The organism is Salmonella sp. SAL00670, from assembly GCF_046552235.1.
GTDB lineage: Bacteria > Pseudomonadota > Gammaproteobacteria > Enterobacterales > Enterobacteriaceae > Salmonella > Salmonella enterica.
The window spans coordinates 417,669-436,183 of the sequence record NZ_JBGDUO010000002.1 but is presented as its reverse complement, the minus strand read 5'-3'; the positions used below and the strand labels follow the sequence as shown (position 1 = coordinate 436,183).

At 51.0% G+C, this 18,515-nt stretch carries 20 protein-coding genes; 11 read left to right on the top strand and 9 right to left on the bottom strand.

Features of this window, described 5'->3' with window-relative positions:
* Window positions 1–11: 11 nt before the first annotated feature.
* The 8 genes from ruvX to metK form a co-directional block, all read right to left on the bottom strand.
* Window positions 12–428, bottom strand: coding sequence for a Holliday junction resolvase RuvX (ruvX, locus tag ACLJRS_RS09515; RefSeq protein WP_000017096.1), 417 nt, complete (start codon window positions 426–428; stop codon window positions 12–14).
* Window positions 428–991: a YqgE/AlgH family protein gene (locus ACLJRS_RS09510; RefSeq protein WP_001053167.1), complete on the bottom strand. Its 564-nt coding sequence runs from the start codon at window positions 989–991 to the stop codon at window positions 428–430. Before ACLJRS_RS09510 ends, ruvX begins: the two co-directional genes overlap by 1 nt.
* Window positions 992–1,206: 215 nt before the next feature.
* Entirely contained in the window at window positions 1,207–2,154 is a 948-nt protein-coding gene (gshB, locus tag ACLJRS_RS09505; RefSeq protein WP_000593248.1) for a glutathione synthase, read from the bottom strand.
* A gap of 19 nt (window positions 2,155–2,173) precedes the next feature.
* Window positions 2,174–2,905 carry a 16S rRNA (uracil(1498)-N(3))-methyltransferase gene (gene rsmE / locus ACLJRS_RS09500; RefSeq protein ID WP_001675718.1) on the bottom strand — a complete coding sequence of 244 codons (732 nt, stop codon included), beginning with the start codon at window positions 2,903–2,905 and terminating at the stop codon, window positions 2,174–2,176.
* A gap of 76 nt (window positions 2,906–2,981) precedes the next feature.
* Window positions 2,982–3,689, bottom strand: coding sequence for a deoxyribonuclease I (gene endA, locus ACLJRS_RS09495; protein WP_000286124.1), 708 nt, complete (start codon window positions 3,687–3,689; stop codon window positions 2,982–2,984).
* A 94-nt stretch (window positions 3,690–3,783) separates the two neighbouring features.
* Window positions 3,784–4,281: a SprT family zinc-dependent metalloprotease gene (locus ACLJRS_RS09490; protein ID WP_000856775.1), complete on the bottom strand. Its 498-nt coding sequence runs from the start codon at window positions 4,279–4,281 to the stop codon at window positions 3,784–3,786.
* A gap of 78 nt (window positions 4,282–4,359) precedes the next feature.
* Entirely contained in the window at window positions 4,360–5,754 is a 1,395-nt protein-coding gene (gene galP, locus ACLJRS_RS09485; RefSeq protein ID WP_001113171.1) for a galactose/proton symporter, read from the bottom strand.
* 492 nt (window positions 5,755–6,246) lie between these two features.
* Window positions 6,247–7,401, bottom strand: coding sequence for a methionine adenosyltransferase (gene metK / locus ACLJRS_RS09480; protein ID WP_001062140.1), 1,155 nt, complete (start codon window positions 7,399–7,401; stop codon window positions 6,247–6,249).
* A 55-nt stretch (window positions 7,402–7,456) separates the two neighbouring features.
* Here metK and ACLJRS_RS09475 point away from each other — a divergent pair, with 55 nt between their 5' ends.
* The 6 genes from ACLJRS_RS09475 to ACLJRS_RS09450 all read left to right on the top strand — a co-directional run bounded on the left by ACLJRS_RS09475 (window position 7,457) and on the right by ACLJRS_RS09450 (window position 11,998).
* Window positions 7,457–7,756 carry a hypothetical protein gene (locus tag ACLJRS_RS09475; RefSeq protein ID WP_001543499.1) on the top strand — a complete coding sequence of 100 codons (300 nt, stop codon included), beginning with the start codon at window positions 7,457–7,459 and terminating at the stop codon, window positions 7,754–7,756.
* Between the two features lie 59 nt (window positions 7,757–7,815).
* The gene (locus tag ACLJRS_RS09470) at window positions 7,816–7,965 is read left to right on the top strand and encodes a hypothetical protein (RefSeq protein ID WP_001751809.1); all 150 of its coding nucleotides are present in this window, start codon (window positions 7,816–7,818) and stop codon (window positions 7,963–7,965) included.
* Between the two features lie 85 nt (window positions 7,966–8,050).
* Window positions 8,051–8,182 carry an acid stress response protein YqgB gene (gene yqgB / locus ACLJRS_RS09465; protein WP_000729109.1) on the top strand — a complete coding sequence of 44 codons (132 nt, stop codon included), beginning with the start codon at window positions 8,051–8,053 and terminating at the stop codon, window positions 8,180–8,182.
* Between the two features lie 8 nt (window positions 8,183–8,190).
* The gene (speA, locus tag ACLJRS_RS09460) at window positions 8,191–10,167 is read left to right on the top strand and encodes a biosynthetic arginine decarboxylase (protein WP_001278580.1); all 1,977 of its coding nucleotides are present in this window, start codon (window positions 8,191–8,193) and stop codon (window positions 10,165–10,167) included.
* 144 nt (window positions 10,168–10,311) lie between these two features.
* Entirely contained in the window at window positions 10,312–11,043 is a 732-nt protein-coding gene (locus ACLJRS_RS09455) for a hypothetical protein (protein ID WP_000032800.1), read from the top strand.
* A 154-nt stretch (window positions 11,044–11,197) separates the two neighbouring features.
* Entirely contained in the window at window positions 11,198–11,998 is an 801-nt protein-coding gene (locus ACLJRS_RS09450) for a FadR/GntR family transcriptional regulator (RefSeq protein WP_001576357.1), read from the top strand.
* 314 nt (window positions 11,999–12,312) lie between these two features.
* On the opposite strand, the gene ACLJRS_RS09445 is transcribed toward ACLJRS_RS09450, so the two are convergent.
* A complete protein-coding gene (locus ACLJRS_RS09445) occupies window positions 12,313–12,390 on the bottom strand; it encodes a hypothetical protein (protein ID WP_023228383.1) in 78 nt (25 codons plus the stop codon).
* An 839-nt stretch (window positions 12,391–13,229) separates the two neighbouring features.
* Here ACLJRS_RS09445 and ACLJRS_RS09440 point away from each other — a divergent pair.
* The 5 genes from ACLJRS_RS09440 to ACLJRS_RS09420 all read left to right on the top strand — a co-directional run bounded on the left by ACLJRS_RS09440 (window position 13,230) and on the right by ACLJRS_RS09420 (window position 18,424).
* Window positions 13,230–14,702 carry a mannitol dehydrogenase family protein gene (locus ACLJRS_RS09440; protein ID WP_000379522.1) on the top strand — a complete coding sequence of 491 codons (1,473 nt, stop codon included), beginning with the start codon at window positions 13,230–13,232 and terminating at the stop codon, window positions 14,700–14,702.
* 2 nt (window positions 14,703–14,704) lie between these two features.
* On the top strand, window positions 14,705–15,721 hold the full coding sequence (locus ACLJRS_RS09435) for a zinc-binding alcohol dehydrogenase family protein (protein ID WP_000853912.1): 1,017 nt from the start codon (window positions 14,705–14,707) through the stop codon (window positions 15,719–15,721).
* Window positions 15,722–15,734: 13 nt separating this feature from the next.
* Complete coding sequence (locus tag ACLJRS_RS09430; protein WP_000104231.1) at window positions 15,735–16,742, top strand: Ldh family oxidoreductase; 1,008 nt, start codon at window positions 15,735–15,737, stop codon at window positions 16,740–16,742.
* 38 nt (window positions 16,743–16,780) lie between these two features.
* A complete protein-coding gene (locus ACLJRS_RS09425; RefSeq protein ID WP_000965537.1) occupies window positions 16,781–17,275 on the top strand; it encodes a YhcH/YjgK/YiaL family protein in 495 nt (164 codons plus the stop codon).
* Window positions 17,276–17,467: 192 nt separating this feature from the next.
* Window positions 17,468–18,424: an alpha/beta fold hydrolase gene (locus ACLJRS_RS09420; protein ID WP_077906463.1), complete on the top strand. Its 957-nt coding sequence runs from the start codon at window positions 17,468–17,470 to the stop codon at window positions 18,422–18,424.
* The last annotated feature ends 91 nt before the right edge of the window (window positions 18,425–18,515 follow it).

The following is an 18,515-nucleotide window of genomic DNA, read 5'->3' as shown; positions in this document are numbered from 1 at the left end:
CAAAAACGGCTTTAATACCCCTGTTCAAAATAGCTTTCGAGGATAATCACGGCGGAGGCCGAGTCCACTTTGCCTTTGTTCAGTGCGCGATACCCACCTCGTTCAAACAGACCGGAGCGTGCTTCAACGGTGCTGAGTCGTTCATCGTGCAGCGTGACAGTTACCCCGAAACGCCCATGAATACGGTTGGCGAATTTACGTGCGCGCGCCGTCAGCGGCTGTTCAGTGCCATCCATATTGAGCGGTAGCCCGACAATAATTTCGTCCGGCTGCCACTCTTTCAGCAAACGTTCAATGAGCGTCCAGTCGGGCGTGCCGTCCTGTGCTTTGATTGCCGGAAGCGGACGGGCGGTGCCGGTAATGCGTTGTCCTATTGCAACGCCGATGCTTTTTGTGCCGAAGTCAAAGGCCAGTAAGGTGCCGCTCATCAGGCGTGCCCCGCAACGCCAGGCATGGTCAGAATATCAATGCCAATAAGTTTTGCCGCTTCGCGCCAGCGCTCGGCAATGGGTGTTTTGAACAAAATATTGAGATCGGCGGGCGCGGTAAGCCAGGCGTTATCAAGCAACTCTTGTTCAAGCTGGCCTTTATCCCAGGAGGCGTAGCCCAGCGCGACCAGCACATCGGAAGGCTGTTGTTGGGTACCTAACGTTTCCAGCACATCGCGGGAGGTGGTAATCACGGTATTGTCTGAGATACGAATGCTGGAGGCGAAACGTGACGGCGGAGTATGGAGAATAAATCCGCGATCTTCCGCCAGCGGGCCGCCGAGCATCACGGCTTTATCAAGACGAATTGCCGAATCGCGCGGTTCCGGCGTAATTTTTAGTTTTTCCAGAATCCCTTCAATTTGCAGATTTTCCAAAGGCTTATTAATAATAATCCCCATAGCGCCGTCCTGGTTGTGCTCGCAAATATACACTACGGAACGGCGGAAAATCGGGTCCTGGAGCGCAGGCATGGCAATAAGAAAGTGATGCTGTAAATTCATTGTCAGAGGTTCTGTTTCCTGGTTCAAAAAAACGACAGCGTTCAGTATGTGGGGAAAGCGGACGGTTGTCACTCATATAAGCCGTCTTTTGCCAAAGGACGGCGGCCTTATCGGGCAATAGACTGCCGGATGGCGATGCTGACGCGCCGCCTTATCCGACCGGGGCGGCGTGATTGCTCAGGCCCGGTAAGCGCACGCCACCGGGCAATAAACGTTTACTTCGCCAGACGCGCTTCGATGGCGTCCATCAACATCCCGGTGATAGAGATCGGGTATTCCGCTTCGATTTCACGCACGCAGGTTGGGCTGGTCACGTTAATTTCCGTTAAGCGGTCGCCGATAATATCCAGACCGACGAAAATAAGCCCTTTGGCTTTAAGCGTTGGTCCAACGCGACGGGCGATTTCCCAGTCGCTTTCGCTCAACGGACGGGGTTCGCCGCGACCACCAGCCGCCAGGTTGCCGCGGGTTTCGCCGCCCTGCGGAATACGCGCCAGGCAGTAAGGCACCGGCTCGCCGTCGACGACCAGTACGCGCTTATCGCCATCTTTGATCGCGGGCAAATAGTTCTGCGCCATGCAGTAGCGGTTGCCCAGCTCGGTCAGCGTTTCGGCAATAACGCCTATGTTAGGATCGCCTTCCTTAACGCGGAAAATGGACGCGCCGCCCATACCGTCCAGCGGTTTCATAATGATATCGCCGTGTTTTTCCCAAAACGCTTTGAGCTGCGCTTTATTGCGCGTTACCAGCGTTTCCGGGGTCAGGTCGGCAAACCAGGCAGTATACAGTTTTTCATTACAGTCGCGCAGGCTTTGCGGTTTGTTGACGATCAGCGTCCCTTCTTCTTCAGCGCGTTCCAGAATATAGGTCGCATAAATAAACTCGGTATCAAACGGCGGATCTTTGCGCATCAAAATGACGTCCAGATCGGCGAGTTTAATCTCCTGCTCGCTGCCGAACTCGTACCATTTATCGTAATTTTGCTCCACGCTCAACGTTCGCGTGCGGGCGCGGGCTTCGCCGTTAATCAGATAAAGGTCGGCCATCTCCATATAATGAAGTTCATAACCACGACGTTGGGCTTCCAGCAGCATAGCGAAACTGGTGTCTTTCTTGATGTTGATGTGTGCGATGGGGTCCATCACGATGCCGAGCTTGATCATTATTTTCTCCGTTAACGCTTCATCCTAAGTCGCCAAAACGCACCTGTAGCGCGGTAATGGCGGTGAGCGCGGTTGTCTCAGTACGCAGAACGCGAGGTCCTAACAGAATATCAGTAAACTGATAGCGCGCGGTCATCGCGATTTCGTCCGCCGACAGCCCGCCTTCCGGGCCGATCAGCAGTCGGACGCGTTCAACCGGCAGCGGCAGAGTGTTGATGCTGGCATGGGCGCGCGGATGAAGATTGAGCTTCAGCCCGGAATCTTGCTCGGCGCACCAGGCTTCCAGCGCCATCGGCGGGCGAATTTCCGGCACCCGGTTACGCCCGCATTGTTCGCAGGCGGCGATGGCGATCTTTTGCCACTGCTGGCGCTTTTTGTTCAGACGTTCATTATCCAGTTTAACGCCGCAGCGCTCAGAGAACAGTGGCGTAATGAGGCTTACACCTAGTTCGATCGATTTCTGGATAGTAAATTCCATTTTTTCACCGCGCGACATCACCTGGCCCAGATGGATATGTAGCGGCGATTCACGATCGTCGATTTCGCCTTTCATCACTTGCACTTCAACGCTTTTCTTACTGGCGCTAATGATTTCAGCATCGAATACCTGATTACTGCCGTCAAACAGCTGTAACGCTTGTCCCGCTCCCATGCGCAGTACACGACCAATATGGTTGGCCGCATCTTCGCATAACGAAATCTGCGTACCGGACGTCAACAATTCAGGGTGATAAATGCGGGGAATACGCATAATAAAAAAATCCGCGTCATGGCCCCGGCGTTTGGCTATCCAGGGCATGGGTTAACAAGAATCCCGCTAGTGTAGGTTAGCTCTTTCGCGCCTGGCAAGCGCGTTGCACATAGGGATTATGATTACCCTGGACCTTCGCGATACGCGCATCGCGCTCGCACTCCCAGGCGGTAACGGGGTACTGCTTATCCCAGACGTTAAAAAGCTGCGTTTGTTGGCGGGAAAGTTTCAGTTGGTATTGGTCGCGCATATAAAAATAAGTGCGGGCGATTGCGCCACGGGCGCGGGCGGGCGGCTCGGCGAGCTTCGCTTTGAAATCTACTTTCATGGCGCACTGCCCGTACTGACCTTCGCCGCCGTTCCACTGGCTATACATAAAGTTGCCGCGATCGCCATTCACTTCGCCAATCGCGGGTTGCAGGTTATGCATATCGCTTTCCATTTTGCGGTAGACCGGGTCTTTAGCGCAGTTTTTTCGCCCGCCGTCCTGCCAGCACTGGCGCTGATGACCGAATTGCCAGGCGGGGACAACGTGCTCCCACTCAATGCGTCTGGCGCGATTCTCGTTTTTACGCACCTTATAGCCGCAGGACTCCAGGTCTACGACGCCTTTTTTACCCTGCCAGCGGATTTGGCACCCGCAGTAAAAGCTGCCGGGCGCGTCGGCATTGACTTTGACGCTCGCCGCTTTGGCCTGAGAAAAATTGTTAATGCCATCGGCCAGGGCCTGGCCTGAAAACGCTGCGGCCAGCAACGCAGCGGCAAAAGAAAAATTACGGTACATTGCACACTCCATAGCAAAACGAGCCCGCAACGTAACGAAAGTTGTGTCTGTATGCAATCAGTCCGCTCAGGAAAGTTCCCGGACGTTTCGGGAACTACCCGGCGACCAGTGGTTCACCGCAGTGAACGCAACGATAAACCGCTTCGCCGCGTACTACGCGGTTATGACGGCGGACGGTGAGTTGATGTTGCTGGCATTGGCAATGGTAGGGAAAGGTGTTGCGCCGTACGGATTGCAGCGCAAATTGATGAGTACGTCTGGCCGGAACGCCCAGCACGCTTTCCATCATCCACTTCCATTCCTTGCCATGCGGAGCCTTGCGTCCGAAGTGCTTCCACACCAACAGATGCGCCAGTTCATGCGGCACGACCTCTGCTATAAAGGTGTCGATGTTTTCCAGCAGTAACACCGGGTTGAGGCGGATTTCGTAGCTCTCCAGCCAGGCGGTGCCCGCCGAGGTGCCGCGTTGCGTATACACCAGTTTCGGCTCCGGATAATGTCTATCGAGCTTGAGGTTCGCCTGGGCGAGATTTTCCCGCAGACGGCGCATCACGGCCTGCTGGATAGCGATAGGGAGACGAGGGGTTTTCATAGCGGCAGAGAATAGTGCGACGGAAGAGGGACTGCAAGAAAAACGCTTCCTCCTGTGGCAGGAGGAAGCGTGGAGGGATTAGTCGTGGGCGCCGATTTCGCGCAGTTTACGACCTTTCATCAGGTTACGTTCAATGTGTTCCAGCGAAACGTGTTTGGTTTCCGGCACCAGCCACAGGGTCAGCAGGATAAACAGTACGTTCAGGCCCGCGTAGACCCAGAAGGTGTTGGCGTTACCCAGATTGTTCAGCATGGTCAGGAACGTTGCGCCGACGATCATATTGGCAATCCAGTTGGTCGCGGTGGAGCAGGTGATGCCGAAATCGCGGCCTTTCAGCGGCTGGATTTCGGAGCACAGTACCCAAATCAGCGGACCAGCGCTCATCGCAAATCCAATGATGAACATCAGCAGCATAGCGATAGCGAAGTATTGCGCAGACGGCGAATGGATGCCGATGTGCATCATCGTACCCAGAATCCCCATACCAATCGCCATGACCAGGAAGCCCAGCGTCAGGGTCGGCTTGCGGCCCCAGCGGTCAACCAGGCCGATAGCGATGAAGGTTGCCAGCACGTTAGTCAGACCAACAATAACGGTGCCCCACATCTGCTCCGTGGTATTCGTGTACCCCGCCAGTTCGAAGATTTTCGGCGCGTAATACATGATGACGTTCATCCCGGTAAATTGCTGCATGACCTGCAACAAAATGCCAAGAAACACGGCGCGGCGGAAGTTGCTGTTCTCTTTGAACAGCGCCCAACCGCTCTGTTTAACCTGCAAACTTTCGCGAATTTCATCGAGCTCACGTTTTGCTTCCGCACTGGTGTCACGCAGGCGCAACAGGACGCGTTCAGCATCATGGAAACGGCGTTTCGCCGCAAACCAGCGCGGGCTGTCCGGCAGGAAGAAGACGCCGATCAGCAGCAAAATGGCCGGGATGATGATCACGCCGAGCATCCAGCGCCATGCGCCGCTGTAGCTGAACGCGGTGTCAGACAGATAAGCGCCCAGAATCCCGATGGTGATCATGAGCTGGTACATTGAGATCATACTGCCGCGAATTTTTTCCGGCGCGATCTCTGACAGGTACAACGGTGCAGTGTAGGAAGCGACGCCGACGGCCAGACCCAGCAGCACGCGAGAAATAATCAGGACTTCAACGTTAGGCGCCGCAGCGGAGAACAGCGAACCGGCGACGAACAGGATAGCGCCGATCATCAGGCTTTTTTTACGACCCAGCTTAAAGGAGAGCCAGCCGCTGCCGACAGCGCCGACGGCCGCGCCAAACATCATGGAGCTGACCACCCATTCCTGAGTGTGTGCGGTAATCTGAAACTCGTCGGTAATGAAGGGTAAAGCACCGGCGATAACGCCGATATCCAGGCCAAAAAGTAATCCTGCCAGGGCTGCAAGAAAGCAGACAAAAAATGTCATGGCCTTGTTGGAACGCCCTTGTTTTTTATTGTCAGGCATTATGCCCTCCGGTTGGGTTAGCAATTTTATCGATGTTAAGAGTAGGTGAGTACGCCGTAAAAAGATGTGAGGCTAATCACAATGGTGTAATCGTTTACACTACTATTTATCTCGGCGATTATTTAATTATCTGAAAAATAATAGTTTTAATAATCTTATAACCATATCAATCGCCTGGTATTCAGACAAAGTTGAAAAATTATGTAATATTTTCATCGCAGAATTAGCATACCGATAGTGATGTAGTCAGTTCTTAATGAAAATGAATGTAACCGCTTTCATGATGACTGAAACTGAATGATAAAAAGTGTAGTCGAAGAAACGAAAGGGGAGAGTGGATTGTGCTGCGCATCACAAAAAGGTCAGTATAAATTCACGCTGGAATATCTGATAACGTTGCGTGTATCAGCAATGATAAAGGCCAGCAGAGCGCTGGCCTTGATAAGTACGGTATGGTTTCCCTGACTGAAAAACAGCGTCAGGCGCGGGCGATTATTTCAGACCGGCAGCATCGCGCAGCAGTTGCGCTTTGTCGGTTTTTTCCCATGGGAAGTTTTCGCGACCGAAGTGGCCGTAAGCCGCAGTTTCTTTGTAGATCGGGTGCAGCAGATCCAGCATCTGAATCAAGCCGTACGGGCGCAGGTCGAAGAATTCGCGCACCAGCAGAATCAACTGTTCAGCAGGCACTTTTTCAGTACCGAACGTTTCCACCATGATGGACGTCGGCTCCGCTACGCCGATAGCGTAGGAGACCTGGATTTCACAGCGATCCGCCAGACCTGCCGCCACGATGTTTTTCGCGACATAACGCGCAGCGTAAGCTGCAGAACGGTCAACTTTAGACGGATCTTTACCGGAGAAGGCGCCGCCGCCGTGACGCGCCATACCGCCGTAGGTATCAACGATGATCTTACGACCGGTCAGACCGCAATCGCCCATCGGGCCGCCGATAACAAAACGCCCGGTTGGGTTGATAAAAAACTTAGTGGACGTATTTAACCATTCAGACGGCAGAATGGGTTTGATGATCTCTTCCATCACCGCTTCTTGCAGCGATTTTTGGTCGATATCTTCTGCGTGCTGCGTAGAGAGAACCACGGCGTCGATACCGACGATTTTGCCGTCGTCATACTGGAAAGTGACCTGGCTTTTTGCATCCGGACGCAACCATGGCAGGGTGCCATTTTTACGCACTTCAGCCTGACGCTGTACCAGACGGTGCGCGTAGGTGATTGGCGCAGGCATCAGTACGTCGGTTTCATTTGTCGCGTAGCCAAACATCAGGCCCTGGTCGCCCGCGCCTTGTTCCAGCGGGTCTGCGCGGTCAACGCCCTGGTTGATATCCGGAGACTGTTTGCCAATTGCGCTCAGTACCGCGCAAGAGTTGGCGTCAAAGCCCATGTCGGAATGCACATAGCCAATTTCGCGCACCGTATTACGGGTAATCTCTTCGATATCGACCCAGGCGCTGGTGGTGATCTCACCGCCAACTAAAACCATGCCGGTTTTAACGTAGGTTTCACAGGCGACGCGTGCTTTCGGATCCTGTTGCAGGATAGCGTCCAACACGGCATCAGAGATTTGGTCTGCGATTTTGTCAGGATGCCCTTCTGATACGGACTCAGACGTAAAAAGGTGTTTTGCCATATTTAATTTCACCTAAGGAGAATTTAGTTAGCTCAAACTGTTGTGCGGAATAGTCATGACAGAAGATTCTACCATGAGTCTGAAGGTTACTGACACTGGCAGTCTGAGTGTTAATCAGTATGGATGGATTAACATCTGGACGGCTATTTTAGGTCACTTCTTCGCCCAATTTCCAGCTTTTTTTGAAGGCCGTCGCAATGTCGGTCAAAATCAGGCGGTAAACGTTTCTGATAATGCTGACATTATGCGCATTTATGCTTTGCTTTTTTTCTGCGTTCTGGGTATAAAACGCGACGCGCGGCTCATACAAAAGCACACGACGTTTTCTTCGTGTCGCCACTTCCAGCCGGGTTAAAACGTTGCTTTGGCTTGTGGGTTCGTCTTACGAGGCGGCCGTGGAGGTGATACGAGATAATGAACCGTTGTATTCTGCTGAATCTGTCGCATCGTTCTGGTGCGCGCATGTCCCCCGCAATCTGCATCTCTGCTTTGCATACCTGCCGATGTTATACCCATCTCGGCGCTTCTCAGGATTCCAGAGCCGGCAATGGCGCTGAAGACTGAACAAGGGCGCTCTTGTTAACGCAAGAGTTTTCTCGTGGTTTCGCCGAACCGTTATCTGTGAGTTCGGTTACGTGTTTACAATGATATGAAAAAGAAACCGGTCGCGCAGGCGGAGCATCAGCGCTATCTGCTGGAAAATCCGCTTGTCTATGGGTTGTTATCGCGTCTTCGGATTGCGATAGTAGTCAACTGTTTTACACTTGCTAATAAAAATTGAGGTTCGCTATGTCTGACGACATGTCTATGGGTTCGCCTTCGTCAGCAGGCGAACAGGGTGTACTACGCTCCATGCAGGAGGTTGCAATGAGCTCCCAGGAAGCCAGCAAGATGCTGCGCACTTACAATATTGCCTGGTGGGGCAATAACTACTACGACGTCAACGAGCTGGGCCATATTAGCGTATGCCCCGATCCCGACGTACCGGAAGCGCGTGTCGATCTTGCCAAACTGGTGAAAGCGCGCGAAGCGCAAGGTCAGCGTCTGCCGGCGCTGTTCTGCTTCCCGCAGATCCTGCAACACCGTTTGCGTTCAATTAACGCGGCGTTTAAGCGTGCGCGTGAATCTTACGGTTATAACGGCGACTACTTCCTCGTTTATCCGATTAAGGTCAATCAGCATCGCCGCGTGATCGAGTCCCTTATCCATTCCGGTGAACCGTTGGGGCTGGAAGCGGGGTCAAAAGCGGAATTGATGGCGGTGCTGGCGCATGCCGGCATGACCCGTAGCGTGATCGTCTGTAATGGTTATAAAGACCGTGAATACATTCGGCTGGCGTTGATTGGCGAGAAGATGGGCCATAAGGTTTATCTGGTCATCGAAAAGATGTCTGAAATCGCGATTGTGCTGGAAGAAGCTGAGCGCCTGAACGTGGTTCCTCGTCTGGGCGTGCGTGCGCGTCTGGCCTCTCAGGGGTCCGGTAAGTGGCAATCCTCCGGCGGCGAAAAATCAAAATTCGGCCTGGCGGCGACGCAGGTGCTGCAACTGGTGGAGACCCTGCGTGACGCCGGGCGTCTGGACAGTCTGCAACTGTTGCACTTCCACCTGGGATCGCAGATGGCGAACATTCGCGATATCGCGACCGGCGTGCGCGAGTCCGCGCGTTTCTATGTTGAGCTGCATAAGCTGGGCGTGAATATCCAGTGCTTCGACGTGGGCGGCGGTCTGGGCGTGGATTATGAAGGTACCCGCTCGCAGTCCGACTGTTCGGTGAACTATGGCCTGAACGAATATGCCAATAACATCATCTGGGCGATTGGCGATGCCTGCGAAGAGCATGGTTTACCGCATCCGACGGTGATTACCGAGTCTGGCCGCGCCGTCACTGCGCACCATACGGTACTGGTCTCTAACATTATCGGTGTGGAGCGTAACGAATACACGGATCCGACTGCCCCTGCTGAAGATGCGCCGCGCGCGCTGCAAAATCTGTGGGAAACCTGGCAGGAGATGCATAAACCTGGCACCCGCCGCTCGCTGCGTGAGTGGCTGCATGATAGCCAAATGGATCTGCACGATATTCATATCGGCTACTCTTCCGGCGCGTTTAGTTTGCAGGAGCGCGCCTGGGCGGAGCAACTTTATCTCAGCATGTGCCATGAAGTGCAGAAGCAACTGGACCCGCAAAACCGTGCGCATCGTCCGATTATCGACGAACTGCAAGAGCGGATGGCGGACAAAATGTACGTCAACTTCTCGCTGTTCCAGTCAATGCCGGACGCGTGGGGAATCGATCAGCTCTTCCCGGTACTGCCGCTGGAAGGGTTAGATCAGGTACCGGAACGTCGTGCCGTGCTGCTGGATATAACCTGTGATTCCGATGGCGCTATTGACCACTATATCGATGGCGACGGTATCGCCACGACGATGCCGATGCCGGAATACGATCCAGAGAATCCACCGATGCTCGGCTTCTTTATGGTCGGCGCCTATCAGGAGATCCTCGGTAACATGCACAACCTGTTTGGCGATACTGAAGCGGTTGACGTGTTTGTCTTCCCGGATGGTAGTGTCGAGGTTGAGTTGTCGGACGAAGGCGATACCGTTGCGGATATGCTGCAATATGTGCAACTGGATCCAAAAACGTTGTTAACGCATTTCCGCGACCAGGTAAAACAGACGGATCTGGACGATGCGTTGCAGCAGCAGTTCCTTGAGGAATTTGAAGCGGGACTGTACGGTTATACTTATCTTGAAGATGAGTAATTAAGAGTATTCCGCTTGTGGGTCGATTTAATTATTTAAATCGACCCTTTTATATTTTATAAATTCTTAATTATCAGCGGTGCCGCTTCTCTATGTAATTTTATGGGCCTACAATCACCCTAATAATTAAAAAGGGGTGTGAGTATGAGCAAATTTAAATTTAATGCCGTCATTGTTGGCTTGTTTTTGCTGTTAGGCGGCTGTTCCAGCGGAATGCAATCTAATAATGTCTCTTCATCCGACGTCGGCACCGCCTGGGGCGGCGACGTGCATTCATCGGTACAAAGCGTTTCGGTAGAACGTGCCGATCGAGAACCTGCCGAAATGGTGATAATAAATTACTCCACTCAATATCCGTCAGGTTACGATAAAGTTTATAGTATACGTATCAGCGATCTTGAATATGCTGTGCGCGACGCTAATTTTAATTCGATTCCAATTACTCGTCGCTACAACGCATCAATGGGACAATGGCAATATAGTATTCCTGCAAGATCAGGGATGAACTACCAGTTATATATTCGTAATTACAGTCATGATACCAATTACGAAATCGTCGCAACGGTTGATGGCCTGGACGTGTTGAACGGAAAAGCTGGCTCGCTGAATCATTATGGCTATATTGTTAACGCCGGCGATTCACTGGCGATTAAAGGGTTTCGCAAAGATAAACACACTGAGGCGGCATTCCAGTTCGCCGACGTAGCTGACGCTTATGCGGCCCACTCCGCGCAGGGCGACGTACGCAACATCGGCGTCATTGGCTTTGCCGCTTTTGCATTGCAGGGTAAAGCAACAAATACGCTACCGCCTTGTTCCTCGCAGGCTTTCCCGGCGGACAATAACGGGTATGCGCCGCCGCCCTGCCGCAAATAAACCTGGCGTCAGGGCGTCAAATACGCGCTATGCGAATCAGCGCCTTTCCTGCCGAGTCTGGTGGGGAAGGACTGTGTGACGCGCATAGCCGTAGGCTGCGGGAAAGAAACTACCGCTCTCTGGCAGGGAAATTGTTTACCATAAACATTAGGATTTGTTTACACTACCCTCAAGTGGAGCAATTGCTGTCTACATAGGTATGTGCATGGAACAAATTTTAACCAAGCGGCGCTATTTTGATATAGGGCTGCAAATAGAAGAACTACTCTATTCAGGGGTATTTAAAGCTGGCGAGCGACTTCCGGCGGAGAGAGAACTCAGCGAGCGTTTTCAAACCAGCCGCACGACGATTCGTGAGGCGATTATTATGCTTGAGCTGAAGGGAGTGGTAGAGGTTAAGCAAGGCGCAGGCACTTACTTTATTGATAGTCTGGAGAAAATCAATCAAAAAGCGCTCTTGCCTTACTCAGACATAGGCCCCTTTGAATTGCTACAGGCCCGGCAGGTTATCGAAAGTAACATCACCGGTTTTGCCGCTACGCAAATAAGATTTAATGAACTTAAGCAGCTTAAACGTATTATTGAGCAGCAGGAAAAGCAGATTGGCGGCGACAGCGACAAATTTGAAGAACTGGATCGCCAGTTCCACAATATCATCGCGGAATCCACGCAAAATCGTGTATTAATGAAACAATCTGCCGAGCTGTGGCGGGCTGTCAGGACCGAAAATCCGCGCTGGAAGCAGTTAAACTATAAGTATTTACATAAGAAAGAGTTAAGAATGAAATGGGTGGAAGATCACCGTAGTATCTTCCTTGCATTGCAAAAACGCGATGCTGAGCAGGCCAGACAGGCCTCGTGGACCCATCTTGAAAACAGTAAAAATGAGCTGGTAAAAATCTTCCAACAGGATGATTCGCTGGAAGATTTTGATGATTTTTTCTTCGCCACCTGACGGCTATTTTCAGGCGGATGACATTTTTGTCAGCGATTAACCGGGCCTGCCGCCAAAAACAAACCCGGAGAGAGGGAATCAGGCTTCGTAAACGCTCAGCTTATCCCAGTCAAACTCTACGCCAATGCCGTAGGTGTCCGGTGCCACGGCGCGATAATTGTCGACCACCAGCGGATGTTTGGTATATTGATCGATCGGGAAACTGTGAACCTCCAGTCAGCCAGTCTCGAATGCGGAAACCAGTCTGACGTGTAATTCCTGCATACCGAGCGAGCATACCAAACGACCGCCATTCGTCGACAGACGCGCCGCCTTCAACCAGCCATTTTCCACAGCGGCAGTTTTTCACGTTTGCCTTTCAAATCCCAAAGGGCGATATCCACCGCAGACATCGCAAACGATGCGATGCCTCCGCGACCCACATAGTGAATATGCTATTCCATAAAGTCATAGATATCATCAATCGCAGCGCCTCTTTCCCTGACAGTACCGGGGCAAGATCGTGATCGATCATCGCTTTAATTGCATACCCACCCTTTCCGCCGGTATAGGTATATCCGGTGCCAGTTGAACCGTCTTCCAGCGTAATCGTCGTGGTTACCAGTTCGAAATGGCTATTATGCCATGTTTCACGTCAACTAAGACCTCGGCCAGAGGGGCTTTGAAAGCTTTGTTTCAACGTGCCTAATCCGCGTCTTCATCAATTTTTTCCTGTTTTAAATCAATGGATTAATTTGCCAATTACGTCTAAAGGCGGCTCACTCCTCATCGCTTTAGCAGCGACCCGGATGATCAAAACCGTAACTGATGTTCTTAGGTTAATGTTGATGCTGATAATAAATTGAGTTCATTAATTCACTAGACAAATTATCAGGTTTGGTTTGCTGTATTTCGGGTAATTATTGAACCAATCATGTGTGGCATATACGCTTGCAGCGGGGTGTTATTCAATAAGATATTGTTTTTTATGGGGTTTAATGATTGCGGGTTGTATGGGGGGTATGCCAATTCGTGGCCGATTTTTCTAATCAAAATCACGCTTTTGTGAATCGTAAAATTTATCCTGAGAAGTGAATTTTATAAGTAATTGATAAATAAGTTATTTTTATTCATTGGCTATTAGTCAGCATACCGGGGGGAAGAATCTGGTGCCATGAGTGTGATCATATTCACTGATTTTGGTATGGTGTTTAAGCAGAATTGGTAAACAAAGCAGGAGTGGGAAAAATTCATGGACACCATAGCTCGCCAGTTAGACGCCGCAAGGCACCAATTCAAAACGACTTATTCACGTCAGGGAATGGAAGCCAACATCGTACATATTGGATTTGGCGCCTTTCACCGTGGTCATCAGGCTGTTTATAACGATCTCACGAATGAGATAACCGGCAACCGCTGGGGGATTTTTGAACTGAATCTGTTCGGCGATGCGGAGCTGGTGGATGCGCTAAATGCGCAAGAGGGGCTGTTTTCAGTGGTGGAAACGTCAGCCAGCGCCATCAATAGTCGCCTGGTTCGTACCGTCACCGGCGCGTTGCATACGCCGAAGTCAGGTATTCAGGCGGCGATCGAGAAGCTGACTGAGCCGCAGGTAAAAATTGTTTCGTTGACGATAACGGAAAAAGGTTACTGCACCGATCCGCGGTCCAGAACGCTCGATCTCAGCCATCCGCTCATCAAACACGATCTTGCCGATCCTGAACATCCCCGGTCAGCACTCGGACTAATCGTCGAAGCGCTACGGATACGCCGCCAGCAAGGGCTTCCCCCGTTTAGTGTACTGTCGTGCGATAACATTCCGGAAAACGGTCATTTGACCAAAACGGCGATCGTTACGTTTGCCGATAATCTCGATCCGCAGCTGGCGGCCTGGATAGCGAAGCATGTCACCTTTCCTGGCACCATGGTCGATCGCATCGTGCCGGCAATGACGCCAGAGCAATTTGACATGATTAAAGACCAGATCGGTTTTGCCGATCCCTGCGGCATCGTATGCGAGGATTTCCGTCAGTGGGTTATCGAAGATAATTTCGTTGCCGGTCGTCCTGACTGGGATAAAGCAGGGGCGATGTTCGTCTCGGACGTGCTTCCCTATGAAGAAATGAAACTTCGTATGCTGAATGGCAGCCATTCGTTTCTCGCCTATAACGGCAGCCTGGCCGGATATGAGTTTATCTATCAGTGCATGGAAGACGACGCTTTTAAAACCGCCGTACATCATTTAATGACGGAAGAGCAGGCAAAATCGCTGCGCCCGAATTTGGCGGTAGATGTACATCAATATGCGCAGTTGCTCATTGAGCGATTCAGCAACCCGAACATTAAACATAAGACCGGACAGATTGCGATGGACGGTTCTCAGAAGCTGCCTCAGCGGGCCGTCGATCCTTATCTGACGCTCCAGGCGCGCGGTGTTAAGGGCAGGGCGTTAGCGACGCTGATTGCGGGCTGGCTCCATTACGTCATTAATACGCTCTCTCAGGGGCAGAGCGTGGCCGACCCGCTCAATGATACCTTCAATGCGGCTATTAAAAATAAAAACACGCGATGGGAACAAGCGCTGTCTTTGCTGCAGATAAATAGCATCTTTGGAACGCTGGCCAGCGACAACGCAGACTTTTTAAACAACATTCAGCAGGCCTTTAACCATATTGAATTACATGGCGTCACGGCCACCATTCACCGTTTATCTTCAAAGGGTTAAGTATGAAAACGCTTATCTGTAATAATCCGGGAAATATCGAATACATTGAAAGAGATATTCCTCATTTAAAAGACGATGAAGTACTGTTAAAAATTAAAGCGGTTGGTATTTGCGGCACCGATATCCATGCGTTTGCCGGCCGCCAGCCCTTTTTTGCCTATCCGCGCGTGCTGGGGCATGAAATTTGCGGCGTGGCGGAAATGTTAGGTAAATCGTGCAGCACGGCGAAGGTCGGCCAACGCTATAGCGTTATTCCCTGTATTCCTTGCGGCGCTTGCGCAGCCTGCCGGGAAGGAAAAACCAACTGCTGTGAGAACGTCTCGCTGTATGGTGTTCACCAGGACGGCGGCTTTAGCGAATATTTGGCCGTTCGTGAACAAAATCTGGTTGAACTGTCGGATAACCTCACCGACAGCGCGGGCGCGCTGGTTGAGTGTTTCGCCATCAGCGCCCATGCAGTACGCCGCGCTGACGTGAAGCCGCAGCAAAACATTGTGGTGGTCGGCGCCGGGCCGATTGGGCTGGCCGCCGCCGCGATAGCAAAAGCCAAAGGCGCTCGCGTCGCGGTAGCTGATATTGACGCCGAACGCCGTCGTCTGGTCGCCGAAAAGGTAGGCGTTGCAACGCTCGATCCGTCGTCAGACGACTATATTGATGCGCTGAAAGCCTGTTTCTCCGGTGAATTAGCCGGCACTGTGCTTGATGCCACCGGCAATAAATCCTCCATGAGCCGCGCTGTCGATCTGATTCGTCACGGCGGAAAAATCGTCTTCATCGGGCTGTATATCGGCGAGCTCGCCATTGACGATCCGACCTTCCATAAAAAAGAGACCACGCTATTGAGCAGCCGTAACGCGACGCGGGAAGACTTCGAATGTGTCATTGAGCTAATGGCTCAGGGCGCTATTAGCGAAACAATGATGAAAAACCAGGAATTCGATTTCTATACGTTCGGCAACCAGTACCAGAAGAACGTGGTAGAAAACAAAAAATTGGTTAAAGGCGTTATCAAATTTTAATAGCGGGATAGTTATGTCAACAATATTAGTCAAAGAAAATGAATTGAAAGCGCTGGCGTTTAATAAACTCACCCAGGCGGGCCTTGACGCGCAAACGGCGCAGCAGGTAGCCGACGTTTTGGTTCATGCCGATATTACCGGCGTTCACTCCCACGGCGTTATTCGCGTAGAGCACTATTGTACCCGCCTGAACGCAGGCGGGCTCAATCCAAAAGCAACATTCAGCATTGAACAGATTTCGCCTTCTGTCGCTATTCTGGACTCTGATGATGGAATGGGACACTGCGCGCTGATAAAGGCGACAGACCACGCTATTAGTCTGGCAAGAGAGACGGGACTGGGCTTCGTCAGCGTCAAAAATACGTCCCACTGCGGCGCGCTCTCGTGGTTCATTGAGCAGGCGACAAGCCAGGGAATGGTGGCTATCGCCATGACGCAAACGGATACCTGCGTTGCGCCGTATGGCGGCGCGGAGCGCTTTCTGGGGACTAACCCAATCGCCTTCGGCTTCCCCGTTAAAGACAGCCATCCGATGATCGTCGATATGGCGACCAGCGCCATTGCGTTTGGTAAAATTCTGCACGCCAAAGAAACCGGGAAACCAATAGGTCATGGTCTGGCGCTGGATAAAGAGGGACATATCACTACCGATCCGCATAAAATTGAAAATCTGCTGCCCTTTGGCGGACACAAAGGTTCTGGTATTGCCCTGGCGATTGATGCGCTCACGGGCGTCCTGATGGGGGCAAACTTTAGCAACCATATTGTTCGGATGTATGGCGACTATGACAAGATGCGCAAGTTAGCGAGTCTGGTTATCGTTATTGATCCGCAGATGTTGGGCAATCCGCTGTTTTCCTCAATAATGAGCACAATGGTCAATGAGCTAAGGGCTGTAAAACCGATGCCCGGTGTTGATAAAGTGCTGGCGCCAAACGATCCGCAAATCGCCTATAAAGAAAAATGTTTAAAAGAAGGTATTCCTGTGGCTGAAGGTATTTACCAGTACCTGATTGGCTGATAATTATAATCACGACCATTATTTAGGATAACTATAGTATGCTATATGGAAATATAGAGCAGCTTACTTTATTACCTTACGTTAACCACATTATTAAAAAACTTATCATCGAAGCGGTGAAGATAGCTGAAGATCAGCCTGCTGGTAGATATGAACTTTCTTTCCCGGAGTCATTTCTTATGATAAGCGAAGGAGAAACACACTCTTCGTTAAACCGCAAAGCTGAACTTCATAAAAAATATATCGATGTTCAGATTTTACTAAGCGGTTATGAGGAGATTGGCTATTCCAACAAAATTGATACCAGGATAAAGGAGCTTGAGCATCTTCCTGATGACATCATCTTTCCTGAATGTGTCGCTAATGAGCAGTTCGTTACATTAAATCCTGGCGATTTCGCGCTTTTTTACCCCAACCAGATCCACCGTCCGCTTTGTACGCGTGGTAAACCTGCGCCGGTTAAAAAAGCGATTGTGAAAATTCCGGCCACGGCATTTAGCGAGTCAAGCTTGCCCTGTCAGACGAAGGAATAAAGAAAGCGCCAAATACAATTCAGGAAGAGACCTTCAAGTCATCCTGAATTACAGCCAGAATGAATAAGGTGGCACTTTTCTGACTTCAGAGCCTTTTCGCGTTGGGGCTAATCGCGGAAAGGCTTTTTACGTTCTGTAAAAAGAGGATGCGGGGTCTCCCCGGTAAATAAGTGAAAATGATACAAATCGATTTTGATGTTATTTTTGTTCAATCTGAATAATATGGTCTTTTACACGGAAAGTGATTGGCGAGGTGTTATGAATCATATTTTTAAATTAGCATTTATTTTTATTGTCAATATTATATTTTTAATAAATGCTTCAGCAACAACGATGGACAAAGATAAATTTGTGGAAGCGAATGGTATCAAAATTCATTACGTTGAAGAGGGCGAGGGGCCTCCGCTGCTGTTGATTCATGGTGGTGGTCTGACGGCGAAAAGTTGGCAGGGATTAGCGAAAGAGGCATCTCGATATTTTCGCGTCATCATGCCGGACAGTCGTGGACATGGATTAACCAATAACCCGCAAGGAACGTTTAGCTATGATCTGATGACGGAAGATATGGCGGCTTTTGTTAAAGCGCTGAAGCTGGAAAAACCGCTGGTGGTGGGTTACAGCGATGGCGGCATGGTCGTTCTGAAGTTAACCAGCCGATACCCGGATCTAGCGCGCGCTGCTATCGTCGGCGGCGCAACGCATCGCTTTGCTACGACCCATTACATGCAGGGGATGGAAATTTTTTATGGTAAAGGAATGCCTCAGGGGCAATTGACGGATCGCGATCTGGATAAAATGGCTTCGGATGCGCCCGGGATGGTTAAATTTTATCAGAACATGCATCATCCAGAGCAAAAAGACTACTGGCGCACGTTCCTCAAAGGTGTCTGGCCAATGTGGACAACGCCCACATCGCTGGCGGAAGAAGAGGTGAAAAAAATCCACATTCCTGTGCTATTACTGGACGGCGACCGGGATGAATTTTTCACCGTTGAAGAAGTTACCGAGCTGTACCGGCTGCTGCCTCAGGCGGAGATGACCCTCATTCCCGGTAGCGGTCACGCCATTTTCCAGACGCCAGGAAAAACACCGCTGTTTTACGCATTAGTGCTTGAGTTTTTACAGCGGCAAATCCCTAAGGCCTCTTAACTGACCGCGATGGACGTATGAGCCTACTGATTTGCGCTGGATATATATTTTTTTCGGGCGTTGTCTACTGTACCTGGCTAAACTGACTTCA